The organism is uncultured Allobosea sp. (assembly GCF_945957345.1).
Classification (GTDB): Bacteria; Pseudomonadota; Alphaproteobacteria; order Rhizobiales; family Beijerinckiaceae; genus Allobosea.
Genome location: NZ_CAMFKW010000009.1, coordinates 94,337 through 110,602, shown reverse-complemented (window position 1 = coordinate 110,602; position 16,266 = coordinate 94,337). Strand labels below are relative to the sequence as shown.

Here is a 16,266-nt window from a genome sequence, read left to right as displayed (position 1 = left end):
CATGGCGTCCAACCTGCAACTGCGACTCGATATCGGGAACGGGCGGTTGCATGACGGGCACGGCCGGATCTTCGATCCGGCTGCACGGCGCTGGAACAAGACGGCGCTGCCAGCGTGGGGAGAGCCTGTCTCGCCCCGACGTGCCTTGCTCTGGCTCCAGCGCGACAGCGGCACCCCGCTGCGCGCGCCCGTCGCCGTGATCGGGACGCGCACGCCGACGGCGGCGCAGGTCGCTGCCGCGGTCGCGATGGGTCGTCTGCTCGCCGAGCACAAGGTCACCGTGCTCTGCGGCGGCCGCGCGGGCGTCATGGAAGAAGTCTGCCGCGGCGTGGCCGAGGCCGGCGGGCTGTCGATCGGGCTCCTTCCCGATGACGAGCCGGAAGCGGCCAATCCTTTCGTCACCGTCCCGCTTGCGACCGGCATCGGCGTCGCCCGCAATGCGCTGATCGCGCGAGCCGCCTGCTGCCTCGTTGCAATCGGCGGGGGCTATGGCACCTTGTCCGAGATCGCTTTCGCCCTGCAGTTCAAGCGGCCGGTCTTCCTGCTGGAAGGCGCGCCTGCAGTCGATGGCGGGCGGGCCTGTTCCGATGCGGAAGCCGCGCTCGACGCGGTGGCGCGGGTGATCCTGGCGCTCTGAACGTCGTTCCTACGGCTTGCCGGGGCGGCTCGGTGCCGCATTGGTCCGCGCCTCGAGCGCCTTGCCGACGCGGCGCATCGCTTCGCCGGCGGCATTGCATTCCTCGTCGGTGAGGACCTGCATCATCGCTTCGATCTCGGCGACATGGATCGCCATCGCCTTGCGGGTCAGCGCCTCGCCGTCGGGCGTGAGCCAGAGCCGCCGCAGGCGCTTATCGGCCTCGTCGTTGCGGCGCTCGATCAGGCCGCGCTTTTCCAGCACCGGCAGCAGCATGCTCATCGCGCTGCGCCCGACCAGCAGCTTCTCGGCCAGGGCCTGCTGCGACAGGCCGGGAACGTGGAAGACATTGGCCAGCACGTCGTAATGCGCGAGCTGGATTCCGAGTGGCGCCAGCGTTTCGGTGAGCACCTTTTCCCACATGTTATGGGCGCGGGCGATGGAGACCCAGTTGCGGAAGCGCGGCAGGTCCCAGGGCAGGATCTGCGTTTCCGAAGACTCTTGCTTTTTGTTCATGGCTGAACATAATGGTTCAGCGTTGAACAAAATCGGACCTTCGCCATGAGCGCTTCCGTCCTCCGTTACATGCGCCCGCTGGTCCGCGCGGCGAGCTTTGTGGCTCCGCGCACGGCCGGCCGGCTGGCCTTCCGCCTGTTCTGTACCCCGCCGAGGCCGCCAAAGCGAAACGGAAACGGCAGCACTGGAGAACAGGCTCTGCCTGCAAGGTTGCGGCAAGCGAACCTGCGCGCGATCCCGTTCCCCTGCGGGAGCGTGCAGGCCTATGTCTTCGAACAGGAGGAGCAAGCGCCGACGCGCACGGTGCTGCTGGTCCATGGTTGGACCGGGGATGCGGCCTCGATGACCGGCTTCGTCGAGCCGCTCCTGGCGGCGGGCTTCCGCGTCGTCGCCTTCGACCTGCCCGGCCATGGCGCCTCGACGGGGCGCGAGCTCAATATTCCACTGGGGGTTGCGAGCCTCGCCGCGGTCGCGCGGGTGTTCGGGCCGTTCCACGCGATCGTCACGCATTCCTTCGGGGGCGCGATCACGCTGGCTGCGCTGGCAGGTTCGGTCAGGGGGCAGCCGGTGGTCAGCACGGAACGGCTGGTCCTGATCGCCGCGCCGTCCTCGGTCACAGTCATCACCCGGCAGTTCGGCAACGCCATCGGGCTTGGCCGGCGCGGTCAGGCGGCGCTGGAGCGGCGCATCCATATCGTCGCCGGCAATCCGGTCGAGGCTTTTGAGGCGCCGCTTCAGCTCAAGGCGATCGGGTTGCCGGCGTTGGTGATCCATGACCGGCAGGATCGCGAACTGGGCTTCGCGCATGCCGAGGCGTTGGAGCAGGCCGGTCCGTTCGTCAGGCTGCAGGCGACGGAAGGCCTCGGCCATCGCCGCATCCTGAAGGCGCGGCCGGTGGCCGAGAGCGTGGTGCGCTTCGTGGCCGGCGGGAGCTAGCTCAGAGCCAACCCATCAATTCGCGCTGGACGACCTCGGCGATGACGTCGATGCCTTCGCGGGAATCGTTCAGGCAGGGCAGATAGGCAAATTTCTCGCCGCCATTGTGCAGGAAGATCTCGCGGTTCTCGCCGTCGAGCTCTTCCAGCGTCTCCAGGCAATCGGCGGAGAAGCCGGGCGCGACGATCGCCATCGATTTCCTGCCGGCCTGTGCGAGCGCCTTCACCGTCTCGTCGGTATAGGGCTGGAGCCATTCGTCCGGCCCGAAGCGCGACTGGAAGGTCAGCGGGAACTGCTCTTCGGAGAGGCCGAGCTCGGCGCGCAGCAGGCGCCAGGTCTTCACGCACTGGCAGTAATAGGGGTCGCCCTTCAGCAGGTATTCCTTCGGCATGCCGTGGAACGAGCAGAGGATGACCTCCGGCTCGAAGTTGAGCTTCGTCAGCGAGGCGCGCATCGAGCGGGCGAGCGCGCCGATATAGACGGGATCGTCGTGATAGGGCGGGGCAACGCGCACCGAAGGCTGCCAGCGCATCTGCATCAGCGCGCGGAAAGCCTGGTCGCAGGCGGTGGCCGAGGTCGGCGCGGCATATTGCGGATAGAGCGGCACCAGCAGGATGCGGTCGCAACCCTGGTCGAGCAGGGCCTTCAGGCGGCTCTTCACGTCGGGAAAGCCGTAGCGCATGGCCCAGTCGAAGACGACGCGCTCGCCGGAAAGCGGCTTCAGGCGCTCGGCGAGCTGCTCGGTCTGCGAGCGGGTGATGGTCTTGAGCGGCCCTTCATTGCGCTCGTTGTTCCAGATCGAGGCGTAGTCCTTGCCTTTCCGGCCTGGGCGGGTCGAGAGGATGATCAGGTTGAGGATCGGCCACCATTTCCAGCGGGGCTCCTCGATGACGCGACGGTCGGAGAGGAATTCCTTGAGATAGGCGCGCATCGGCCAGTAGCCGGTGCCTTCGGGCGTGCCGAGATTCATCAGCAGCACGCCGATGCGACCGTATTGCACCTTGGGGTGATCAGTGGGCAGGGAAGCGGCCTCGGGGCCGGGTGCCGTGGCGATGTCTGCAGTCATGAGCGCATGCTCTCCTTGCCCCCGTGATTTAGACGAGTTCGCGCTTTCGTCCAGCCTCGCAACCTTCCGAAAGTCCGGGTGCGACACTGCTGCCCCCCGGCGCAGCTTGCTCTGGCCAGCCCGGCCCCACTCTTGCTAGTCTGGAGCCGTTCTCAAAACACCAGGGGCGCCCGCCATGACGAAGCTCACCCGCCGCAAGGCTCTCGGCGTCCTGGCAGCTCCGGCGACGCTCGCCGCGACCGCACCTGTGGCGCTCGCCCAACAGCCGGCGCCGAGCTTCACGCTGCTGCTGGTCAACGACATCTACAAGATGAGCGACGACAAGGGCCGCGGCGGCTTCGCGCGGGCCGCGGGCATCGCCAAGGCCGAAAGGGCGAGGGGCGTGCCGGTGCTGTTCTGCCATGCCGGCGATTGTTACTCGCCTTCGCTGATGTCGGGCTTCGACCAGGGCGCGCATATCGTCGCGATGCAGAACAAGATGGGTCTAGATGTCTTCGTGCCCGGCAATCACGAGTTCGATTTCGGCAAGGAGAACTATCTCAAGCTGACGGCGGCTCAGACCTATCCGACCTTCGCCGCGAACCTGCGCGATGCCGGCGGGAACGTTCTGCCCGGCCACAAGGATTCGCAGATCTTCGAGCTCGGCGGGATCAAGGTCGGCGTCATCGGCACGACCTATGATCCGACGCCGCAGCTCTCCAATCCCGGCGACCTGAAATTCTCCTCGACCATGGAGGCGCTGGGCCGCGAGGCGAAAACGCTGAAGGGGCAGGGTGCCGACATCCTCGTCGCCGTCGTCCACGCCGATCGGAAGATGGATTACGAGATCGTGCGCTCGCGTCTGGTCGATATCGTCCTGACCGGCCACGACCACGATCTCGCCATCGCCTATGACGGCAAGGTCGTGATGGTCGAGTCGAACGAGGAGGGCAATTACGTCACCGCGATCGACATCGCCGTCAGCGTCAGGGGAGAGGGCGCGGCGCGGCAGGTCTCGTGGACGCCGACCTTCCGCGTCAACGATTCCCGCTCGGCGACGCCGGACCCCGAGGTCGCCGCCATCGTGAAGGGCTATGAGGGCGAACTCTCGAAGGAACTCGACGTCGATATCGCGACGCTTGCCGCGCCGCTCGATTCCCGGACCGGAGTCATCCGCACGCAGGAGACGGCGATCGGCAACCTGATCGCCGATGCGATCCGCTCCGCGACCGGCGCCCAGCTCGCCATCACCAATGCGGGCGGCATCCGCGCCAACAAGCAATATGCTGCCGGGCAGAAACTGACGCGCCGCGACGTGCTGAGCGAATTGCCCTTCGGCAACGCGACCGTGATGGTGGAAATCACCGGCAAGGACGTGAAGGACGCGATCGAGAACGGCTTGCGCGACGCGCCGCAGGGCGCCGGCCGCTTCCCGGTGGTGTCCGGCCTGAAGTTTGAGGCCGATCTCAAGCAGCCGCAAGGCTCGCGCGTCACCGCGGTCACGGTCGACGGCAAGCCGATCGATCCCGCCGCCAAATACACGGTGGCTTCCAACAACTTCATGCTGGAAGGCGGCGACGGCTACACGGCGCTCGGCCGTGGCAGGACCCTGCTCGGCCTCACCGACGGCAAGCTGATGGCGAACGAAGTGATGGTCTATGTCCGCAAGCTCGGCACGGTCGATGCCAAGGTCGAAGGCCGGGCGATCCTGAAGTGAGCTGCGAGGTAGCGCTCGCAGCCTTTCTGGCGAGCGAAGCGCCGCAGGGCTGGCGCGAATTGTCGGTCTTCGCCGCTGATGGAGCAGCCGCGCGGACCTGCGCGGCCGTCGATGCCGAGCGGGCGGGCGGTCATGTCGTGGCGCCGGCGCCGGAACGCGTCTTCGCCGCGCTGGCCCTGACACCGCTCCAGGCGGTGCGCGCCGTCATCCTGGGCCAGGACCCTTATCCGACGCCCGGCCATGCCAACGGGCTTGCCTTCTCCTATGTCGGCCCGCCGCCACTGCCGCGCTCGCTCGTCAATATCTACAAGGAGCGGGCGGAAGACCTGAGCAAACCTGCGCCGGCCGATGGCGATTTGACGCGCTGGGCGAAGCAGGGCGTGCTGTTGCTCAACACGGCGCTGACAGTCAGGGAAGGGGCGAGCAAGGCCGGCTCGCATCTCTCGCTTGGCTGGAGCGCGGTGACGGACGCGGTGATTTCGGCGGTCTCGCGCGAGCGACCGCATGTCGTCTTTCTGCTCTGGGGCAACCCGGCGCAGGCAAAGCGGCCGCTGATCAACGAAAGCCGGCATCTGGTGATCGCGAGCGCGCATCCTTCGCCGCTCTCGGCACGCCGCGGCTTCTTCGGCTCGAAGCCGTTCAGCCGGGCGAATGCTTGGCTGGAAGGGCAGCGGGAGAAGCCGATCGCGTGGTGACGCGCGGGCTCACCCCACCGGTCGTTCGTCGGCGATGACCTTGCCGTCGTTCGGCAACGCGCCGAGTGGCAGGATTTCCACCACTCCTTTCAGCTTGGTCACCTGCTGCAAGGTCGAGGAGACAGCGTCGATCAGGCCGGCAGCTTCAGCATGGATCTCGGCCTTCAAAGTCATCGTGTCGGTCTCGTCGGCGCGGCCGACGACGAGGCGGAGTTTTGCGATCTCGGCATGGCGCCTGGCGATCTCGGCGACTTGCTCGGGCCGCACGAACATGCCCTTGATCTTGGCGGTCTGGTCCGCGCGGCCCATCCAGCCCTTGATCCGGGTGTTGGTGCGCCCGCAGGCACTCCGGCCCGGCAGAACGGCGGTGAGGTCGCCGACGGCGAGTCGAATTTGCGGGTGGTGCGGGTCGAGATTGGTGATGACGACTTCGCCGACCTCGCCCTCCGGGACAGGGTCGCCGGTGCCCGGGCGCACGATCTCGACGATGAGGTTCTCGTTCAGCACCATGCCCTCGCGGCCCGAGGTCTCATAGGCGATGACGCCGACATCGGCGGTGGCATAGAGCTGGTAGGCGTCGATGCCGCGCTCCCTGACCCAGGTTTGCAGCGAAGGCGGAAAGGCGGCGCCGGATACCACTGCGCGCTTGATCGAGGAAATGTCGACGCCGCGCGTCTCGGCCGCCTCGATCAGAATCTTCAGGAAATCGGGCGTTCCGGCATAGGCGCTCGGGCGGTAGGCTGAGATAACCTCCATCTGCTGCTCGGTATTGCCGGGGCCGGCCGGGATCACGGCGCAGCCGAGGGCGCGGGCGGCCGAGTCCATGATGAAGCCGCCGGGCGTCAGGTGGTAGCTCAGCGTGTTCAGGACGATATTGCCTGGCCGGAAGCCGGCGGCATAGAGGCCGCGCGCTGCGCCCCATGCATCGGTCGCGATGCCCTCGGGCTCGAAGATCGGCCCTGGAGAGGTGAAGAGCCGACCGAAGGAACCGGGCGCTTCCGTGACGAAGCCGCCGAAGGGCAGGGCCGCCTTCTGCAGGGCGGGGAGGTCAGCCTTGCGCAGGACCGGCAGGCCGGCCAGCGCCTTGCGATCGGTGATCGCGGCAGAGTCGATGCCGGCGAGCCGCGTGGCATAGGCCGGCGCTTCCATGGCCGCAGCCAGCACCGCCGGCAGGCGGGCGAAGAGATCGGCCTCGCGCGCGGCAGGCGAACGGGTTTCGAGCGCGTCGTGGTGCTCTGTCATGGCGGGGTCTCGTCTGTCGGGTGCGGTGCCGGATCGTGCGTTCACGACAGCCAGCGCTTGCGGCGCTTGTAGCTCTTCACCTCGCGGAAGGACTTCTTGTTGCCCTCGGCGACGCCGAGATAGAATTCCTTCACGTCCTCGTTCTCCCGCAGCATCTTCGCTTCGCCGTCCATGACGACGCGGCCGGTCTCCATGATGTAGCCATAGGTCGCGTAGCGCAGCGCCATGTTGGTGTTCTGCTCGGCAACGAGGAAGGAGACGCCCTCATCGGCATTGAGCTGGCGGACGATCTCGAAGATTTCCTCGACGATCTGCGGGGCGAGGCCCATCGAGGGCTCGTCGAGCAGGATCATCTTGGGGTTCGACATCATGGCGCGGCCGATGGCGCACATCTGCTGCTCGCCGCCGGAGGTGTAGCCGGCCTGCGACGAACGGCGCTGCTTCAGGCGCGGGAACAGGGTGTAGATCTTCTCGAGGTCGCGCTTGATCGCGGCATTGCCGTCGCGGCGGGTGAAGGCGCCGGTCAGCAGGTTCTCCTCGATCGAGAGATGGCCGAAGCAGTGCCGGCCCTCCATGACCTGGATGCAGCCGCGCCGGACCAGCTCGTTCGGGGACATCTTGTCGACGCGCTCGCCGTCGAAGACGATCGAGCCCTTGGTGACTTCGCCGCGTTCGGCCTTGAGCAGGTTGGAGATCGCCTTCAGCGTCGTGGTCTTGCCGGCGCCGTTGGCGCCGAGGATCGCGACGATGCCGGCGCGTGGCACGGTGAGCGAGACGCCCTTCAGCACCAGCACGACATGGTCGTAGATGACCTCGATATTGTTGAGCGACAGGATCGTGTCGCTCGCGGTCGTTGCCGTTGGCTTTTCGAGGGTGGCGGTCGACATCGGCCTCTCCCGGGCAATCGGTATCGAAAGGGGTGCCGGCGGCGGGGAGCCGCCGCCGGCTGCCGTCAGATCAGGACGACTTCTCGCAGGGCTCGGTGCGCTTAGGCCAATTGCCGGCCTTCTCGATGTAGTCCTTGGCGTTGGACTCGATCAGCGGCCGGACCTCGTCCTTCAGAGGCTCGACCCAGTCGCCCTTCTTGGTCCACTTGGTGCCGTCCCATTCCGAGACGAACATCTTGCTGTGGCCGGAGTGGTCGGTGCAGGAGATCGTGGTCGGGGTGACGAAGCCGCCGAGACCGATTTCCTTGAGGCGCGCCTCGGTCAGGTTGAGCGATTCCAGGCCGCGGCGCATGTCCTCGGCGTTGATCACCTTCTTGCCGGTGAGCTTCTGCGCGTTGCGGATGCCCTCGACGACGAGCATCGCGTTGTAGACGCCGCGGTTGTAGAGGGCTTCGCCGACTTTCTCCTTCGGCGTCGTGCTCTTGCCCTTGTCGACCACGAACTTGAGGATGTCCTTCATCGCAGGCGCCTCGGTGCCGGCGAGCGTCCAGCTCAACGATTTGTAGCCCTTGGCCTGATCGCCGCCGGCACGGGCATCGTCGTCGCCGCCGGCCCACCAGACGCCGACGAACTTGTTCATCGGGAAGTTGTTCTTGGCGGCTTCCTTGACCGCGGTCGGGTTCATCGCGCCCCAGCCCTGGTTATAGAGGAAGTCCGGCCGGTCGCGGCGGATCGAGAGCCAGAGCGAGCCCTGGTTCTGCATGTCGGCGGCGGCGACCGGATAGAGCTTGAGCTCGAAGCCGTATTTCTTGGCGAGGTTCTCGAGAACCGGGATCGGCTCCTTGCCGAAGGGCGCGTCGAGATGGATCAGGCCGAGCTTCTTGCCCTTGAGCTTGTCCATGCCGCCGAGCTCGGCCGCCATGTGCTTCACCATGACGGAAGCGCCGTCCCAATAGGTGAAGGGCGGGATGAAGACCCAGGGGAAGTTCGTGCCGTCGGCCGAGGAGGACAGGCCGTAGGCCATCGACAGGATCGGAATCTTGTCGACATGAGCGCGCGGGATCGCGGCCAGCGTCGCGCCGGTCGACCAGGGCGAGTAGACGATGGTGTTCTTCGACTTGGCCTGCTCGTAGCACTCGATCGACTTCTTGGTGTCGTAGCCGGTCTCGCATTCCTCGTAGATGACCTTGACGCCGTTCACGCCGCCGTCGCGCTCGTTGATCATCGTGATGTAGTCGCGCATGCCGTCGCCGATCGGGATGCCCGAGCCAGAGAACGGGCCGGTGCGATAGGCGTTGTTGGCGAAATAGACGCTGTCCTGCGCCATGGCCGGGGCGAGCGCGCCGGCGGCGAACAGGGCTCCGAGCGCTGCACCCTTCAACAGATTGCTGGTCTTCATGGACTTCCTCCGTTCGTTTCCTCCCGACCAGACTGCTGTCGGATCGGTCTTTATCCGGCGGCGCTTCACTGTCGCCGGTCGTTTCTTGGGCCTCTCCCCCAGCCTCAGTAAGGGAAAGGCCACGTCCGCAATTTCTGCTTCCCGATTTGCCAGAGCCTGGCGAGGCCGTGCGGCTCGACGATCAGGAAGGTGATGATCAGCGCGCCGACCAGCATGAAGGTGACATGTTCGGCCGCCGCTCCCTGGATCGGGATGCCCAGTGCCGGCAGGCCGAATTTCAGCGCCGTCGGCAAGATCGAGAGGAAGGCCGCGCCGAAGAAGGAGCCGATCAGGGAGCCGAGGCCGCCGATGATGACCATGAACAGGATGTTGAAGGACAGGCGGATCGAGAACACGTCCGCCGCCTCGCCGCCGCCGTACCAGAGGAAGATCATCATCGCGCCGGCGACACCGCAGAAATAGGAGGAGACGGCGAAAGCCATCAGCTTGGCGTTGAGCAGCTTGATGCCCATCAGTTCGGCGGCGATGTCCATGTCGCGCACCGCCATCCAGGAGCGGCCGAGCTTGCCGTGGACGATGTTGGACGCGAACCAGGTCAGCACCACGACGAGGCCGAGGCAGACGAAATAGCGCGTTTCGGGCGTGGCGGCTGCGCCCGTCAGCGGGATGTCGAAAAGGGTGCGCTGCGGCACCTCGATCGCGCCCGAGGCGTTGTAGTTGAACAGCCAGGGCACGCGCACGAAAGCCCATTGCAGGAAGAACTGGGCAGCGAGCGTCGCGACCGCGAGATAAAAGCCCTTGATGCGCAGCGAGGGCAGGCCGAAGAGCACGCCGATGCCGGCCGAGAACAGTCCCGAGAGCAGGATCAGGACGATGATGTTCACGCCCGGGAAGAGCGTCGTGAGCTTGTAGCAGCTATAAGCGCCGACACCCATGAAGGCGGCGGTGCCGAGCGAGATCAGCCCGGTATAGCCGGTGAGAATGTTGAGCCCGATCGCGGCCAGCGAGAAGATCAGGAACGGTATCATCACCGAGGCGATGAAGAAGTCGCTGCCCAGGAAGGGGACGGCGACAAGGGCGATCGCCAGGATGACGGCGATGCCGATCCGGTCTTCCTTCAGGGGGAAGACCGCCATGTCGCTGGCATAGCTGGATTTGTATTGGCCGGCCTCACGGTAGAGCATGGTTCCGGCTCCTCAGATGCGTTCGATGATCTTGTCGCCGAACAGGCCCTGCGGCCGGAACAGCAGGAAGCCCAGGGCGATGAAATAGGCGAGCCAGCTCTCGATGCCGCCGCCGACCAGCGGGCCCCAGTAGAATTCGCCGAGCTTCTCGCCGATGCCGATGATGAGCCCGCCGACGATGGCGCCGGGGATCGAGGTGAAGCCGCCGAGGATCAGCACCGGGAGCGCTTTCAACGCCACGATCTCCAGCGCGAAGGACACGTCCGATCGGGCGCCCCACATGATGCCGGTGATCAGCGCGACGATGCCCGCAGTGAACCAGACGATGACCCAGATCTGGTTGAGCGAGATGCCGACCGAGAGCGCCGCCTTGTGGCTGTCGGCGACGGCGCGCAGCGCGCGGCCGATGCGGGTGTACTGGAAGAAGGCCGCAAGCGCGGCGATCATCAGCGAGGCGATCAGGGCGGCGGCAATGTCGATCTTCTGCAGCGAGACCAGCCCGCCGAGGATCTGCAGATCGACCGCGCCCTTGGGCAGGTAGAGCTGCTCGGCGATCATCTGCTTGGGATTGCCGCCGAAGAGCGCCTCGCCGAAGCCGATCAGGAAATAGGTGATGCCGAAGGTCGCCATGAACAGAATGATGTCGGGCTGGTTGACCAGCGGCCGCAGCACCACGCGCTCGATGGTGACGGCGAGCGCGAACATCACGCCAAGCGTGATGATGACGGCGAGGAAGGCCGGCACGCCCTTTTCGTAGAGGCCGACCAGCGTGAGGGCCGCGAACACGACCATGATGCCCTGGGCGAAGTTGAACACGCCCGAGGCCTTGAAGATCAGCACGAAGCCGAGCGCGATCAGGGCGTAGAGCACACCGGAGACGAGCCCTTCCCAGACCGTCTGCACGAGCAGGTCGGGCGCCTGGACCATCTGCTGGAATGGGTCCACGAAGATCGCATAGAGCGTGTTGGAAGTGTCGAGCCGGACGCCGATCGCGAGCGCGACGACGATGGCTGCGACGATCAGGCCGAACTTGACCAGCGGGCTGGCGAGGAGGCTCGGGGCGGGGCGGGTGGCGATGTCGCTCATGTCTCCACGCTCCTCAGTGCGCCACGCCGAGATAGGCGTCGATGACCTTCTGGTTCGCCTTGACCTCGTCAGGCGTGCCGTCGGCGATCTTGCGGCCGTATTCGAGCACGACGACCCGGTCGGACAGGTCCATGACCACGCCCATGTCGTGCTCGATCAGGGCGATCGTGGTGCCGAACTGGTTGTTCACGTCGAGGATGAAGCGGCACATGTCCTCCTTCTCCTCGAGGTTCATGCCGGCCATCGGCTCGTCGAGCAGCAGCAGTTCCGGCTCCATCGCGAGCGCACGGCCGAGCTCGACGCGCTTCTGCAGGCCGTAGGGCAGCTTGCCGACCGGCAGTTTGCGGATGTGCTCGATCTGCAGGAAGTCGATGATGTCCTCGACGACGCGGCGATGCGCGATCTCCTCCTGCATCGCAGGACCATGGCGGAGCGCCTGCCAGAAGAAGCCCTTCTTCATCTTGAGCGTGCGGCCGGTCATGATGTTGTCGAGCGTCGACATGCCCTTGAACAGCGCGACGTTCTGGAAGGTGCGGGCGATGCCGCCGGCGGCCGCGCGATGCGGGCGCATCTTGGCGCGGCGCTCGCCCTTGAAGACGATCTGGCCTTCCTGCGGCTGATAGAAGCCGTTGATGCAGTTCAGCATCGAGGTCTTGCCGGCGCCGTTGGGGCCGATGATGGCGCGGATTTCGCCCTTGCGGATGTCGAAGGAGACATCGGTGATCGCCTTCACGCCGCCGAAGCGCAGCGAGATGTTCTCGACCGAGAGCAGGACCTCGCCCTTGGCGCGGATGAGAGTGCCCGTCACGTTGATCGGCTCCGCGTTCATGCCGCCTTCGCCGAGGACGGCGCCTCCTGTCCGGTCGGATAGACCTTGGCGTCGCGCACCTTGACGCGGGCTGCGATCACGCCCTTGCGGCCGTCCTCGAAGGTGACTTCTGTCGAAATGTCGGCGGCGTCCGAGCCGTCATAGAGCGCTGTGACCAGCGGGGCGTAGCGCTCGGCGATGAAGCCGCGGCGGACCTTCTGGGTGCGGGTGAGCTCGCCGTCATCGGCATCAAGCTCCTTGTGCAGGATCAGGAAGCGTTTGATCTGAGCGCCGCCCATCATCGGCTCGGCGGCGAGCGAGCGGTTCACCTCGTCGACGTGTTTGGCGATCATGTCATAGACGAGATCGTGGCCGGCGAGCTCCTGATAGGAGGCATAGACCACGTTGTTGCGCTCGGCCCAGTTGCCGACGGCGATCAGGTCGATGTTCAGCGCGACGGTGGCGTAGTCGCGGCCCTGGCCGAAGGCGACGGCCTCCTTGATGTTCGGATAGAACTTGAGCTTGTTCTCGATGTATTTCGGCGGGAACAGGTCGCCGCTGGCGAGCTTGCCGACATCCTTGGCGCGGTCGATGATCTTGAGGTGCCCGCCATCGTCGAAGAAACCGGCATCGCCGGAGCGGACATAGCCGTCGGCGGTCATCGTCTCGGCGGTCTTGTCGGGGTCCTTGTAATAGCCGCCGAAGATCGAGGGCGAGCGGTAGAGCACCTCGCCATTGTCGTCGATGCGGATCTCGACCATCGGCGCGGGCTTGCCGACAGTGTCGGCCTTGATCTCGCCGTTCGGCTGCATGGTGATGTAGACCCCGGCTTCGGTCTGGCCGTAGAGCTGCTTCAGGTTGACGCCGATCGAGCGGTAGAAGCGGAAGAGCTCGGGGCCGATCGCCTCGCCCGCGGTGTAGCCGACCTTGATGTTGGTCAGGCCGAAGCGGTTGCGCAGGGGGCCGTAGACCAGCCAATCGCCGAGCTTGTAGAGCAGGCGGCCCTTCAGCGGCACGCTCTCGCCGTTCAGGATCTGCTCGCCATAGCGCTTCGCGACATCCAGGAAATAGTGGAACATCTTCCGCTTGAGCGCGCCGGCATCCTCCATGCGCACCATGGTCACGGTCAGCATGTTCTCGAACACGCGCGGCGGGGCGAACGCATAGGTCGTGCCGACCTCGCGGCGGTCGTCGATCACCGTGTCCGGGCTTTCCGGGCAATTGACGCAGAAGCCGGCGAGCATCGCCTGCGCATAGGAGAAGACGTGGTCGCCGACCCAGGCGATGGGCAGATAGGCGATCACCTCATCGGTCTCGTTCAGCCCGTCGAAGCCGCAGCCGATCTCGGCGGCGATCAGCACGTTGTAATGGCTGAGCATCACGCCCTTGGGCCGCCCGGTCGTGCCGGAGGTGTAGAGGATGATGCCGAGATCGGAGCCCTGGCCCTGCTCCATCTCGCGGGCGAGCGCGGCCTCGGCCTGCGAATCCTTCAGCGCCCGGCCGCCGTCAGCGATCACCGTCTCGATGGCGTGAAGCTTGCTGTGGTCGTAATCGCGCAGGCCACGGGGCTCGTCATAGAGCATGTGCCGGAGATGCGGCAGGCGATCGGCGATGGAGAGCAGCTTGTCGACCTGCTCCTGGTCCTGCACCACGGCGAAGACCGCCTCGGCATGGTCGAGGACATAAGCCATCTCCTCGGCGACGCCATCGGCATAGACCGGGACCGGGATCGCGCCGATCCATTGCGCCGCGCACATCGACCAGTAGAGCCGCGGCCGGTTCTGGCCGATGATCGCGACCTTCTCGCCGCGCTTCAGGCCGAGATCTGCCAAGCCTTTGGCGAAGTTGCGGACGTGCTCCGCGACCTCCGCCCAGTTCCAGGACTGCCAGATGCCCAAGTCCTTGTGGCGGAAGGCGACGCGCGAGGCGCGCTCCCGTGCGTTGCGCAACAGCAATTTCGGAAAGGTATCCGCCTGGCCGGCGGTGCCGCTTGCCACGATTGCGTTCTCCCTGTCGAGCCGCCATGCGTCGTGGCGACTTCCGCGGGCCGGTTTCCGGCCTCGTTCTCATGCAAGACTTGCAGGCGGCCATCATCCTTGCAAGGACCCGCTTGACAGACAATTCGCCTTTTGGTGACTATTGTCCCGCCGAAGTTTGCTTCGCGCGCAAATCAACCGCGCAACGCGTTGCTTTGGCTCTGATTTTCCTCACGAATTCTGCGGGTTGAATCGGCGGGCGCGATTGCGCCTGCGTCGGTGAGGGGCTGGCTCATGCTGCATCATCTGTCTTTCGGTGTCGCCGATATCGAGCGTGCGAGCGCCTTCTATGACGCGGTGCTGGCGCCGCTCGGCTATGGCCGGGTCTGGTCGGATCTGCGGCCGGGCGAGGCGGGACAGGCTGTCGGCTACGGCCTGCCGGGCGGGGGCGACAAGCTCGCGCTGAAGCTCAGGCCGGAAGGGCAGAGGCCGCCGGGGCCGGGTTTCCATCTCGCCTTCGCCGCGCCGGATCGTGACGCGGTCGACCGTTTCCATGAGGCAGCGCTTCACCATGGCGGACGCGACAATGGCGCTCCGGGTCTGCGTGCGCATTACGGGCCGCATTACTACGCGGGTTTCGTGGTCGATCCCGACGGCCATGCCATCGAGGCGGTGTTCAACGAGCCGGTTTAGCCGCCTCCGCCTCGCGAGATCCAGCTGGAAACGCCAAAGCCCGCCATCCCAGGCGATGGCGGGCCGCTGAAGCGGGATGGGAGATTGTCAGAAGCGCTCGTAATGGTGGCGCCGATAGCCATGCGCCGGCGCCCAGGGCGGCGGGCCGCCATGGCGGCGGCCATAGCCGTAGCCGCGATCATAACCACGACCGTGGCGATAATAGCCGTGCCTCTCCCTGTCGTGCCGCCTTTCCCAATGGCGATGCTCGCGTGTGTACTCGGCGGGCAGACGATCGAGGGTCTCGGCCTGCGGAAGCGTTACAGGGGCCGCTGTCGCTGGGGCCGCTGTCGCTGGGGTGGCGGCGATTGCAGCCAGCGCAAGGCCGGCTGCCATCAGAATTCCACGCATGGTCGTCTCCTTCGTTCGATATGCCCTATCTGAGCACGGCTCGATCCAACGCGACCTGAACGGTCGCGTTAGGCGCCGTTCAGAAACGCGGAGGCCGTTTCATCTGCGCGCGGGATGCCGTTTCGCCAGGGTTTTGGCGAGAAACCGGGATTCTCGCGGGCTGGTGGGCGTGGAAAGGATCGAGCCAGTCACCCCAGAGTCGCCGGGCGACATCCGACTGGACGGCGGCGTATTCGGCGATCTGGTCGTTGACCCGTTTCGTGAAGAGGTCGAGGAGACCAAACATAGCGGCGGTTCCTTTCTCAGCCTGGGCTGTTCGGGAGAAGGAACGCGCGAAACGCGATTTGGTGCCGTAGCGCGATCCTCAGCCTTCGTAGCGGGAAAGCCGGTCGAGGTCGCGAATGGTGACGCTGCCATGGCCAAGCTCGATGAAACCGAGATCGGCGAGCTTCGCCAGGCCCTGGTTGGCCATCTGCCGGGATATGCCGGCGAGCATGCCAAGTTCCTCCTGCGAGATCGCCAGCGTGCGGCCGAGATCAGGATAGAGGATCGGGTTGAACAGCCAGGCGAGGTTGCGGGCGAGCCGGCCTGTGGAATCGAGCGTGCGCTCGGTTTCGGCCAGCGAGATGAATTGCGCGAGGCGCTCGTTGAACTGGTGGACGAGGAAGCGGTTGAACGCGGCCGAGTGCTCGAACAGCCAGAGGAAGGTCGAGCGCCGCATCAGCGCGAGCCGGGTCTCGCGCAAAGCCACCAGTTCGTAGCGCCGCGGCTCGGCCTTGATCACGGTGCCCTCGCCGAACCAGGCGCCGGAGCGCATGCCGGCGAGCGTCGCGGATTTGCCGGTCTTCGAAGTCGTCGCCATCTTGACCAGTCCGTCGGCGATGCCGGTCCAGGCTTCCAGCCGGTCGCCGACATGGCAGATCGAGGCGTTCTTGCCATAGGTTTTGAAGGAGACGCCGCGCCGCGCCTCCTCGAACTCGGCCTCCGACAGGTCGCGGGACCAAGAGGCGATGGCGCGCAGTTCCTCAGGGGTGATCACAAGCAATCCTTGAAGCCGG

Annotated in this window: 17 protein-coding genes; 5 read left to right on the top strand and 12 right to left on the bottom strand. The window is 65.9% G+C overall.

The genetic code is table 11. The annotated features are described in order from the left end of the window. The first annotated feature begins 1 nt into the window (after position 1). Positions 2–637, top strand: a complete 636-nt coding sequence (locus tag Q0Q36_RS06865) for a TIGR00725 family protein (RefSeq protein WP_293796686.1) — start codon at positions 2–4, stop codon at positions 635–637. Positions 638–646: 9 nt separating this feature from the next. Here Q0Q36_RS06865 and Q0Q36_RS06860 read toward each other — a convergent pair whose 3' ends face one another. Beyond that, positions 647–1,150 carry a MarR family winged helix-turn-helix transcriptional regulator gene (locus Q0Q36_RS06860; protein WP_293796684.1) on the bottom strand — a complete coding sequence of 168 codons (504 nt, stop codon included), beginning with the start codon at positions 1,148–1,150 and terminating at the stop codon, positions 647–649. Between the two features lie 45 nt (positions 1,151–1,195). Here Q0Q36_RS06860 and Q0Q36_RS06855 point away from each other — a divergent pair, with 45 nt between their 5' ends. Further along, entirely contained in the window at positions 1,196–2,086 is an 891-nt protein-coding gene (locus Q0Q36_RS06855; protein WP_293796683.1) for an alpha/beta fold hydrolase, read from the top strand. 1 nt (position 2,087) lies between these two features. Here Q0Q36_RS06855 and hemH read toward each other — a convergent pair whose 3' ends face one another. Beyond that, positions 2,088–3,152 (bottom strand): ferrochelatase, encoded by a 1,065-nt coding sequence (gene hemH / locus Q0Q36_RS06850; RefSeq protein ID WP_293796681.1) that lies wholly within the window; start codon positions 3,150–3,152, stop codon positions 2,088–2,090. 175 nt (positions 3,153–3,327) lie between these two features. Here hemH and Q0Q36_RS06845 point away from each other — a divergent pair, with 175 nt between their 5' ends. Both Q0Q36_RS06845 and ung read left to right on the top strand, forming a co-directional pair. Continuing rightward, positions 3,328–4,848 carry a bifunctional UDP-sugar hydrolase/5'-nucleotidase gene (locus Q0Q36_RS06845; RefSeq protein WP_293796678.1) on the top strand — a complete coding sequence of 507 codons (1,521 nt, stop codon included), beginning with the start codon at positions 3,328–3,330 and terminating at the stop codon, positions 4,846–4,848. Beyond that, on the top strand, positions 4,845–5,543 hold the full coding sequence (ung, locus tag Q0Q36_RS06840; protein ID WP_293796675.1) for a uracil-DNA glycosylase: 699 nt from the start codon (positions 4,845–4,847) through the stop codon (positions 5,541–5,543). Before Q0Q36_RS06845 ends, ung begins: the two co-directional genes overlap by 4 nt. Positions 5,544–5,552: 9 nt before the next feature. Here ung and Q0Q36_RS06835 read toward each other — a convergent pair whose 3' ends face one another. The 7 genes from Q0Q36_RS06835 to Q0Q36_RS06805 all read right to left on the bottom strand — a co-directional run bounded on the left by Q0Q36_RS06835 (position 5,553) and on the right by Q0Q36_RS06805 (position 14,149). Then, on the bottom strand, positions 5,553–6,785 hold the full coding sequence (locus Q0Q36_RS06835) for a phenylacetate--CoA ligase family protein (protein WP_293796674.1): 1,233 nt from the start codon (positions 6,783–6,785) through the stop codon (positions 5,553–5,555). Between the two features lie 41 nt (positions 6,786–6,826). After that, on the bottom strand, positions 6,827–7,672 hold the full coding sequence (locus Q0Q36_RS06830) for an ABC transporter ATP-binding protein (protein ID WP_293796672.1): 846 nt from the start codon (positions 7,670–7,672) through the stop codon (positions 6,827–6,829). A gap of 70 nt (positions 7,673–7,742) precedes the next feature. Then, a complete protein-coding gene (locus Q0Q36_RS06825) occupies positions 7,743–9,071 on the bottom strand; it encodes an ABC transporter substrate-binding protein (RefSeq protein ID WP_293796670.1) in 1,329 nt (442 codons plus the stop codon). 104 nt (positions 9,072–9,175) lie between these two features. Then, positions 9,176–10,255, bottom strand: a complete 1,080-nt coding sequence (locus Q0Q36_RS06820; protein WP_293796668.1) for a branched-chain amino acid ABC transporter permease — start codon at positions 10,253–10,255, stop codon at positions 9,176–9,178. Between the two features lie 12 nt (positions 10,256–10,267). Further along, positions 10,268–11,182, bottom strand: a complete 915-nt coding sequence (locus Q0Q36_RS06815) for a branched-chain amino acid ABC transporter permease (RefSeq protein ID WP_293796724.1) — start codon at positions 11,180–11,182, stop codon at positions 10,268–10,270. 172 nt (positions 11,183–11,354) lie between these two features. After that, positions 11,355–12,149, bottom strand: a complete 795-nt coding sequence (locus tag Q0Q36_RS06810; RefSeq protein ID WP_293796666.1) for an ABC transporter ATP-binding protein — start codon at positions 12,147–12,149, stop codon at positions 11,355–11,357. A 17-nt stretch (positions 12,150–12,166) separates the two neighbouring features. Then, positions 12,167–14,149 (bottom strand): long-chain fatty acid--CoA ligase, encoded by a 1,983-nt coding sequence (locus tag Q0Q36_RS06805; protein ID WP_293796723.1) that lies wholly within the window; start codon positions 14,147–14,149, stop codon positions 12,167–12,169. Positions 14,150–14,419: 270 nt separating this feature from the next. On the opposite strand from Q0Q36_RS06805, the gene Q0Q36_RS06800 reads away from it, so the two are divergent. Continuing rightward, a complete protein-coding gene (locus tag Q0Q36_RS06800; protein ID WP_293796665.1) occupies positions 14,420–14,818 on the top strand; it encodes a VOC family protein in 399 nt (132 codons plus the stop codon). A gap of 87 nt (positions 14,819–14,905) precedes the next feature. On the opposite strand, the gene Q0Q36_RS06795 is transcribed toward Q0Q36_RS06800, so the two are convergent. From Q0Q36_RS06795 to Q0Q36_RS06785, 3 genes are all read right to left on the bottom strand, one after another. Beyond that, positions 14,906–15,208 (bottom strand): hypothetical protein, encoded by a 303-nt coding sequence (locus Q0Q36_RS06795; RefSeq protein WP_293796663.1) that lies wholly within the window; start codon positions 15,206–15,208, stop codon positions 14,906–14,908. Between the two features lie 79 nt (positions 15,209–15,287). Further along, the gene (locus Q0Q36_RS06790; RefSeq protein WP_293796662.1) at positions 15,288–15,494 is read right to left on the bottom strand and encodes a hypothetical protein; all 207 of its coding nucleotides are present in this window, start codon (positions 15,492–15,494) and stop codon (positions 15,288–15,290) included. Between the two features lie 78 nt (positions 15,495–15,572). Next, a complete protein-coding gene (locus tag Q0Q36_RS06785) occupies positions 15,573–16,247 on the bottom strand; it encodes a Crp/Fnr family transcriptional regulator (protein ID WP_293796660.1) in 675 nt (224 codons plus the stop codon). Positions 16,248–16,266: the final 19 nt, after the last annotated feature.

Bases quoted from the DNA above. Each gene is read 5' to 3' on its own strand.
- Q0Q36_RS06855 (WP_293796683.1), top strand. From the start codon at position 1,196: ATGAGCGCTTCCGTCCTCCGTTACATGCGCCCGCTGGTCCGCGCGGCG.
- Q0Q36_RS06825 (WP_293796670.1), bottom strand. From the start codon at position 9,071: ATGAAGACCAGCAATCTGTTGAAGGGTGCAGCGCTCGGAGCCCTGTTC.
- Q0Q36_RS06860 (WP_293796684.1), bottom strand. From the start codon at position 1,150: ATGAACAAAAAGCAAGAGTCTTCGGAAACGCAGATCCTGCCCTGGGAC.
- hemH (WP_293796681.1), bottom strand. From the start codon at position 3,152: ATGACTGCAGACATCGCCACGGCACCCGGCCCCGAGGCCGCTTCCCTG.
- Q0Q36_RS06845 (WP_293796678.1), top strand. From the start codon at position 3,328: ATGACGAAGCTCACCCGCCGCAAGGCTCTCGGCGTCCTGGCAGCTCCG.
- Q0Q36_RS06865 (WP_293796686.1), top strand. From the start codon at position 2: ATGGCGTCCAACCTGCAACTGCGACTCGATATCGGGAACGGGCGGTTG.
- Q0Q36_RS06830 (WP_293796672.1), bottom strand. From the start codon at position 7,672: ATGTCGACCGCCACCCTCGAAAAGCCAACGGCAACGACCGCGAGCGAC.
- Q0Q36_RS06815 (WP_293796724.1), bottom strand. From the start codon at position 11,182: ATGGTCCAGGCGCCCGACCTGCTCGTGCAGACGGTCTGGGAAGGGCTC.
- Q0Q36_RS06820 (WP_293796668.1), bottom strand. From the start codon at position 10,255: ATGCTCTACCGTGAGGCCGGCCAATACAAATCCAGCTATGCCAGCGAC.
- Q0Q36_RS06795 (WP_293796663.1), bottom strand. From the start codon at position 15,208: ATGCGTGGAATTCTGATGGCAGCCGGCCTTGCGCTGGCTGCAATCGCC.
- Q0Q36_RS06790 (WP_293796662.1), bottom strand. From the start codon at position 15,494: ATGTTTGGTCTCCTCGACCTCTTCACGAAACGGGTCAACGACCAGATC.
- Q0Q36_RS06835 (WP_293796674.1), bottom strand. From the start codon at position 6,785: ATGACAGAGCACCACGACGCGCTCGAAACCCGTTCGCCTGCCGCGCGC.
- Q0Q36_RS06800 (WP_293796665.1), top strand. From the start codon at position 14,420: ATGCTGCATCATCTGTCTTTCGGTGTCGCCGATATCGAGCGTGCGAGC.